This window comes from Bradyrhizobium sp. WSM4874, from assembly GCF_055811835.1.
Map to the genome: position 1 here is coordinate 1 of NZ_JBVVPR010000097.1, position 7,854 is coordinate 7,854.

6 protein-coding genes and 1 pseudogene are annotated in these 7,854 nt (G+C 66.2%); 4 read left to right on the top strand and 3 right to left on the bottom strand.

Translation table 11 applies throughout. From position 1 onward, the window contains the following. The first annotated feature begins 40 nt into the window (after positions 1-40). Both AC0L3P_RS38820 and pdeM read left to right on the top strand, forming a co-directional pair. On the top strand, positions 41-2,605 hold the full coding sequence (locus AC0L3P_RS38820) for a ligase-associated DNA damage response DEXH box helicase (protein WP_473309288.1): 2,565 nt from the start codon (positions 41-43) through the stop codon (positions 2,603-2,605). A gap of 53 nt (positions 2,606-2,658) precedes the next feature. Next, positions 2,659-3,330, top strand: a complete 672-nt coding sequence (gene pdeM, locus AC0L3P_RS38825) for a ligase-associated DNA damage response endonuclease PdeM (protein ID WP_275174591.1) — start codon at positions 2,659-2,661, stop codon at positions 3,328-3,330. Here pdeM and AC0L3P_RS38830 read toward each other — a convergent pair. Beyond that, positions 3,327-4,190 carry a LysR substrate-binding domain-containing protein gene (locus AC0L3P_RS38830; RefSeq protein ID WP_275174604.1) on the bottom strand — a complete coding sequence of 288 codons (864 nt, stop codon included), beginning with the start codon at positions 4,188-4,190 and terminating at the stop codon, positions 3,327-3,329. The two genes, pdeM and AC0L3P_RS38830, sit on opposite strands and share 4 nt — an antisense overlap. 98 nt (positions 4,191-4,288) lie before the next feature. On the opposite strand from AC0L3P_RS38830, the gene AC0L3P_RS38835 reads away from it, so the two are divergent. Then, a complete protein-coding gene (locus AC0L3P_RS38835; RefSeq protein WP_275174590.1) occupies positions 4,289-5,200 on the top strand; it encodes a DMT family transporter in 912 nt (303 codons plus the stop codon). A 12-nt stretch (positions 5,201-5,212) separates the two neighbouring features. Beyond that, on the top strand, positions 5,213-5,986 hold the full coding sequence (locus AC0L3P_RS38840) for an MBL fold metallo-hydrolase (protein WP_354063562.1): 774 nt from the start codon (positions 5,213-5,215) through the stop codon (positions 5,984-5,986). A gap of 136 nt (positions 5,987-6,122) precedes the next feature. On the opposite strand, the pseudogene AC0L3P_RS38845 reads toward AC0L3P_RS38840, so the two are convergent. Together AC0L3P_RS38845 and AC0L3P_RS38850 are read right to left on the bottom strand one after the other, a co-directional pair. After that, positions 6,123-6,892: pseudogene (locus AC0L3P_RS38845) on the bottom strand (TIGR02186 family protein). Next, the gene (locus AC0L3P_RS38850; RefSeq protein ID WP_275174587.1) at positions 6,889-7,806 is read right to left on the bottom strand and encodes a sulfite exporter TauE/SafE family protein; all 918 of its coding nucleotides are present in this window, start codon (positions 7,804-7,806) and stop codon (positions 6,889-6,891) included. The pseudogene AC0L3P_RS38845 and the gene AC0L3P_RS38850 overlap by 4 nt, the downstream one beginning before the upstream one ends. Positions 7,807-7,854: the final 48 nt, after the last annotated feature.

The window sequence follows — 7,854 nt, forward strand, 5'->3', positions numbered from 1 at the left end:
CCCCTCGACGAACCCACCCCCACGGCTTACCTGTGATGCCGTGCCGCCCCGCATCCGCAAAATCCCGGCCACTCCTGCCGCGCTGCTGCCCGACCACTTCCAGGCGTGGTTCGCGGCCCGCGGCTGGTCGCCGCGCGCGCATCAATTGGCGCTGCTGGAGAAGGCGCGCGAGGACCGTTCCGCATTGCTGATCGCGCCCACCGGCGCCGGCAAGACGCTGGCGGGATTTCTGCCGACGCTGGTGGAGCTGAGTTCTGCGCCCAAAGCTTCGGCGAAATCCGTGATCTCCACCGGCCGCAGCCTGCAACGCGCCGGCGGCCTGCACACCCTCTACATCTCGCCGCTCAAGGCGCTCGCAGTCGATATCGCGCGCAATCTCGAGCGTCCCGTCGCCGAGATGGCGCTGCCGATCAAGATCGAGACCCGCACCGGCGATACACCAACATCGCGGCGGCAGCGGCAGCGGCGTTATCCGCCGGACATTTTGCTGACGACGCCGGAACAACTCGCCCTGCTGCTGTCCTCCGACGACGCGCCGTTCCTGTTCTCGTCGCTGAGGCGCATCGTGCTCGACGAGCTGCATGCGCTGGTGACGTCCAAGCGCGGAGATCTTCTCTCCCTTGGGCTCGCGCGGCTGTGGCGATTGGCGCCGCAGATGCGCGCCATCGGCCTGTCGGCGACTGTGGCCGAGCCTGAATCGCTGGCGCGCTTCCTGGTGCCGCAGCCCGGCGGCAAGGAAGCGGCGGCCGACATCGTCCTTGCCGGCGGCGCTGCGCCGCCGCTGGTCGAGATGATGGACACGCGCGAGCGCCTGCCCTGGGCCGGCCACAGTGCGCGCCATGCGCTTCCGGAGATCTACGAGCTGATCAAGGCGAACAAGACCACGCTGGTGTTCGTCAACACCCGCAGCCAGGCCGAGATGCTGTTCCAGAATCTGTGGAGCATGAACGACGACAACCTTGCCATCGCGCTGCATCACGGCTCGCTCGACGTCGCTCAGCGCCGCAAGGTCGAAGATGCGATGTCGGCGGGCAAGCTGCGCGGCGTGGTCTGCACCTCCTCGCTCGATCTCGGCGTCGACTGGGGCGATGTCGATCTCGTCGTCAATATCGGCGCGCCCAAGGGTTCCTCGCGCCTGATGCAGCGCATCGGCCGCGCCAATCACCGGCTCGACGAAGCCTCGCGCGCGGTGCTGGTGCCGGCGAACCGCTTCGAGGTGCTGGAGTGCCGCGTCGCGATCGACGCCATCGCGGAGAATGCGCAGGACACGCCGCCGCTGCGGATCGGTGCACTCGACGTGCTGGCCCAGCACGTGCTCGGCTGTGCCTGCGGCGAGCCGTTTTTCTCCGACGAACTCTACGACGAGGTGCGCACCGCCGCACCCTACGCCGATCTCACGCGGCAGGATTTCGACGACGTGGTCGATTTCGTCGCCTCCGGCGGTTACGCGCTGAAGACCTACGAGCGCTTCGCGCGCATCAAGCAGGACAAGGAGGGGCGTTGGCGCGTCGCCAATCCCAAGGTGCGGCAGAGCTACCGGATGAATGTCGGCACCATCGTCGAGGACGACATGCTGAAGGTGCGGCTGGTGCGATCGCGCGGCGGAGGTGCGGGGTCGACAGGCGTGATCGCGCGCGGTGGCCGGCTGCTCGGCGAGATCGAGGAAGCCTTCATCGAGGGCCTCTCGCCCGGCGACACCTTCGTGTTCTCAGGCGAGGTGGTGCGCTACGAAACCCTGGTCGAGGACCAGGTCTACGTCTCGCGCGCCAACGACAAGGACCCGAAAGTGCCGTCCTATATGGGCGGCAAGTTTCCGCTCTCGACCTATCTTGCCGAACGGGTCCGCCGCCTGCTCGATGACGGGCGCGCGTGGGTCGCCCTCCCGGAGCAGGTGCGCGACTGGCTGTCGCTGCAAAAGGACGTCTCGCGCGTACCGGCCGTGCGCGAGCTGCTGGTCGAGAGTTTTCCGCGGGCCAACAAGCATTACATCGTCTGCTATCCCTTCGAAGGTCGCCTCGCGCATCAGACGCTCGGCATGCTGTTGACGCGCCGGCTGGAGCGTGCCCGCGCCCGGCCGCTCGGCTTCGTCGCCAACGAATATGCGATCGCGGTCTGGGCGCTCGGCGACCTGTCCTTCATGATCCGGGATGGCAGGATCGACCTCGACACGCTGTTCGATCCCGACATGCTCGGCGACGATCTCGAAGCTTGGCTTGCCGAATCCGCGCTGATGAAGCGCACGTTCCGCAATTGCGCGATCATCTCCGGCCTGATCGCGCGCCGGCACACCGGCGAGGAGAAGAGCCGCCGCCAGGTGCTGTTCTCGACCGATCTGGTCTACGACGTCCTGCGAAAACACCAGGCCGACCACGTGCTGTTGCGTGCCGCGCGGGCCGATGCCGCCACCGGCCTGCTCGATCTGCGCCGTCTCAGCGACATGCTCACCCGCATCCAGGGCCGCATCACGCATCGGGAACTCGACCGCGTCTCGCCGCTCGCCGTTCCCGTGATGCTGGAAATCGGCCGCGAGTCAGTCTATGGCGAAGCTGGAGACGAGCTCTTGGCGGAAGCCGCCGACGAGCTGGTCAAAGAGGCGATGGGATAACAGCAGGTTTTGACGTGACGGCAGGCGCGCTGGTTTCACAGGATATCGAGGACATGCGCGTTTCGAATGTCAGCATCAGCAGCGTGACGTTCGCGGCCGATCTCTCCGGCGCCCTGTTCTGGGACGAGCAGCGCCTGCTCGTCGTCTCCGATCTGCATCTGGAAAAAGGTTCCAGCTTCGCCATGCGCGGCGTGCTGCTGCCGCCTTACGACACCATCGCGACGCTTGGCCGGCTTGCTGCTGTCATCTCCCGCCATAATCCGCGCGTGGTCATCGCGCTCGGCGACAGTTTTCATGATCGCACGGCGCATGGACGCCTCTCGGCGGAGGATCGCGACGCAGTCGCCGCCTTGCAGGCCGGCCGTGACTGGATCTGGATCTCAGGCAATCACGATCCGGCGCTGCCGCGTGATCTCGGCGGCACCGTCGCCGACGAAGTCGCGATCGGCCCGATCACCTTCCGCCATGAGCCGACCGGCGCGAGCGGCGAGATCGCTGGCCATCTCCATCCCAAGGCCCGCGTCTCCGCGCGCGGCCGTTCGATGGAGCGGCGTTGTTTTGCGTCCGACGGGATGCGCGCCGTGATGCCCGCCTTCGGCGCCTACGCCGGCGGCCTCAGCATCCGCGACGCGGCGTTTGCGAAAATATTTCCAAGGAACGGTTTTGTAGCGCACCTGCTCGGCGACCGCCGCGTCCATGCAATTGCCGCGTCGCGGTGTAGCTAAGCCGCCTTCGCCTGCACGTCGTCGCAAAACTCCGCCAACCGATCGGCGAGCCGCAGCGTCGCGGGACTTGCGCCCGGCGCGGCCATCAATGCCACCTCGGTCCGGTTGATCGGCGCAAAGCCGTCCTTCGCGGTCAGCACGCGGTGATCGGCCTGGATCGCCATCTCCGACAGGATGCTCAAGCCCATGCCGGCGGCGACCGCGGCCTGGATGCCGGCCAGGCTCGATGAGGTATAGGACATGTGCCAAGGCCGGCCCGCACTTTCCAGCGCGTGGATGGCGCCGGCGCGGTATAGGCAACCGAGCGGAAAGCCGATCAACGGCACGGAAGCGACATCGGCTTGGATCGGGTGGCTCTTGCTGGTGACCCAGTGCACCTGCTCCGGCCACACCGCAATCGCGCCCTTCTCACCGGCCGCGCGCTTGAACAATGCGAGGTCGAGCTCGCCGCGATCGAGGTCGCGGGCGAGATGCTTGCTCTGGTCGGCGCGCACATCGAGCCGCAGGGCCGGATGCGAGCGCGAGAACGCGCCGAGCAGTTTCGCCAGCCGATAGGCCGCAAAGTCCTCGGGGATGCCGAGCCGGATCGCGCCTTCGCCGTCGGGCTGGCGCAGCACGTCGCGCGCCTCCTCCGCGAGCGACAACAGCCGCCGCGCATAGGACAGCAGCCGCTCGCCGGCTTCGGTCGGGCGAACATCCTTGCCGTCGCGATGCAGCAGCACCTGGCCGACATCCTCCTCCAGCCGCTTGATCTGCTGGCTGACGGTCGATTGGGTGCGATGGACGCGCTCGCCGGCGCGGGTGAAGCCGCCGGCATCGACCACCGAGACGAAGCTGCGCAGGAGCTCCAGATCGAGCATGGGCTTCTCCATTCGAAAATCCACTGATTAGAAGTTAATCATTTAATTTCCAAATGACAAGGCGGCTCCCTAGATCGAGGGTTCAGGAGAATGCCCTCATGTCGCTCGCCCCTTCGATCTCCGTTCCCCGCAGCCGCTTCAACACGCTGCCGCTTGCAATCGGCCTGTTCTGCCTGCTCTGGAGCTACGCCTTCGTCGCCGGCAAGATCGGCGTGACCCATTGCCCGCCGCTGATCCTGCTCGCCGCGCGCTTCTCGCTCGCCGGCATCTTGATCCTCGGTGCCACGCTGGTCCGCGGTGACGACTGGTCGCTGTCGTGGCGCGATGCCGCGATCTTCGCCTTGCTCGGCGTTGCCAACAACGCGCTCTATCTCGGCCTTGGCTACACCGGCCTGCAATCGGTCTCGGCCGGCCTCGGCGGCCTGATCGTATCGGCCAATCCGGTGTTCACGGCGGGCCTCGCGGCGCTTCTGCTCGGCGAAGGCATGACCTGGCGCAAGGCGAGTGGCCTCCTGCTCGGCATCATCGGCGTGACCTTGATCGTCTGGCACCGGCTGTCTGTCGGCACCGACTCGCTGCACGGCATCGTGTTCACGCTGGCCTCGCTCGCCTCCATCGTCGCCGGCACCATTTTGTTCAAGCTGCTCGCCCCGAAAGGCTCGCTGTGGATCGGCAATGGCGTGCAGAATCTCGCCGCCGGCATCGTGCTGACGCCTGTGGCGCTGACCTTCGCCGATTTTCATGCCATCGACTTCACGCCGGGCCTGGTCGGCGCCTTCGCCTTCCTCGTGCTCGGCGGCTCGATCATGGCGTACTGGCTCTGGTTTCATCTCCTGAAAGTGTGTGGCGCGACGGCTGCCAGTGCCTATCATTTTCTGATGCCGCCGCTCGGCATGCTGTTCGCGTACCTCGTGCTCGGCGAGCATGTCGAGGCGCGCGATCTGCTCGGCATCATCCCGGTCGCACTCGGCATCTATCTGGTGACGCGGCCCGCCAAATCTGTCTCGTAACAGGAGTCCATCATGCCCATTTCCATCACCCTGATCGGCGGTCCCACTGCGCTGATCGAGATCGATGGCTTTCGCCTGCTCACCGACCCGACCTTCGATGCGCCGGGCGCCTATCAACTGCCGCACGTAAAGCTGGAGAAGACGATTGGACCCGCGCTGAAGGCCGATGCGATCGGCCCGGTCGATGCGGTCCTGCTCAGCCATGACCAGCATTCGGACAATCTCGACAATTCCGGCCGCGACTATCTGCTCAAAGCGAAGCGCGCGCTGACGACTGAGGCCGGCGCCAAGCGCCTGGGCGGCCACGTCGAGGGCCTTGCACCCTGGGGCACGGCGCATCTGAAAGATCGTGACGGCAACTCGCTGACGATCACCGCCACGCCCGCGCGTCACGGCCCGGCCGGCATCGAGCCGCTGTCAGGCGACGTCATCGGCTTCGTGGTGTCGTCGAGCCGTAAGGATACAACCTCGGTCTATATCAGCGGCGACACCACCTGGTTCGACGGCGTCGCCGAGGTCGCGCGCCGCTTCAAATGCGGCGTGGTGATGCCGTTCGCCGGCGCCGCGCAAACGCGCGGGCCGTTCCATCTCACCATGGACACCAACGACACCATCGAGACCGCACGCGCCTTCCCCGATGCGATGATCGTGCCGGTGCATACGGAAGGTTGGGCACATTTCCGCCAGAACAGCGAGGACCTGCGCAAGACATTTGATGTGCTCGGCTTCGGGACCCGGTTGCGATTGCTGGAGCCCGGCGTGCCGACGGTGGTGCAGGCGCCGTAGCACAAGCCGTCGCGCACTGCTTCCTCCTCGTCATGGCCGGGCTTGACCCGGCCATCCACGTCTTTGTCACCGCGCTCAAGAGCGTGGATGCCCGGGACAAGCCCGGGCATGACGGTGGGGCGGCAGTTGTGCCCCCTCAATCCTTCCGAAACACAATCGACGCCATCCACCCCGTCATCAGCGCCATCGCGGCGGTGACGAGGCCGTAGATCAGCCCGTTCTGCCGCGCCGTCGTCGCGACGAACTGCTCGAAGCCGACCTTGACGATCTCGAACGCGGTCTCGGTCTTGCCGATGAACGCGCCGTCGGCAAACAGCTTGATCTCCACCTCATAGGTGCCGATCGGCACCTCCGCCGGCAGTGGAATGCCGGTGCGGAACAATGTCGGTGTCAGGAACGTCACCGCGCTCGGATCCTCGCGGTAGAGACCGCGCTGGGTGCGCAGGCGGATGAAGGCGGAGCGGAACGCGTCGTTCGGGACCACGTCGGCATAGTCGCCGCTGACACGCTGGGTCAGCAGCACGTTGTTGAGCCCGATCTGCTGGCGCCGCGCGATCTCGGGCGAGGTGATCGCCGAGAAAGAGCGGTTGGCGAACAGCGCGAGATAGCTCGGCACCTCCAGGAACTGGCGGTAGTCGGTGTTGATCCAGATCCCGAAAGTGCGCTCCTTGCGCCGCGTCACCATGTCGGCGCGCGGGCCCATCACGGTGACGACGAGATCGTAGGTCTTGCGGTCGACGGGCGTGGAGCCGTCCTTCTCGCCGAGCCGAACAGCACCAGCTCCTCGCCGGAATAGTTCGGCGTCACCGTGACGCGGTGGTTGGAGACCGACACGATCAGCCGCTCGGCGCGTGCGACGGAGCCGAGCAGCATAACAATCAGGACCGCGAGAGCTGTGCGCATCATCCGTTCACCCCCAGCTCGCGGATGGTGAAGAGGTCTTCGGGCCTGATCACCAGCTCGATCGCGAAGCGAACACCGACCGAGAGGATCAAGAGGCCGAGCAGCAGCCGCAACTGCTCGCCGCGGATCTTCTGGCCGGCGCGTGCGCCGAATTGGGCGCCGGTGACGCCGCCGACCATCAGGATCAGCGCCAGCACGGCGTCGACCAGATGATTGGTCACCGCATGCAGCAAGGTCGCAAACAGCATCGTGACCAGCGTCAGGACCATCGAGGTGCCGATCACGGTCGAGGTCGGCACCCGCAGCAGATAGATCATGATCGGCACTAGGATGAAGCCGCCGCCGATGCCCATGATGGCGCCGATGAAGCCGATCAGGATGCCGACGATCACGACCGGAATGACCGAGAGATAGATCTTCGAACGCTTGAACCGCATCTTCAGCGGCAGGCCATGGATCCAGTTATGGGTACGTCGTGGCGGCACCGCGCCGCGCCGGGTCCGCATCAGGGCGCGCAGGCCCTCGGAGAACATCAGGCTGCCGACGGTGGTGAGCAGCACGACGTAGGACAGTGCGATCATCAGATCGAGCTGGCCGAGCGCGCGTAGCTGCGTGAAGGTCCACACGCCCAGCGCCGTCCCGGTGACGCCGCCGCACAACAGCACGCTCGCCAGCGCCGGGTCGATCGCGCGTCGCCGCCAATAGGCGAGCGCGCCGGAAAAGGACGAGGCGGCGATGTGGCTCGCGACGGAGGCGACCGCGACCGCCGGCGTGATGCCGATGAAGATCAAAAGCGGCGTCATCAGGAAGCCCCCGCCGATCCCGAACATGCCGGAGACGAAGCCGACCGCCGCGCCCATCGCCAGCACGAGGAAGACGTTGACCGGAAGATCGGCGATCGGGAGATAGAGCTGCATCGAGGGACCACGATTCCGGCGAGACGGATCGATTGCGCGGAATGCTCG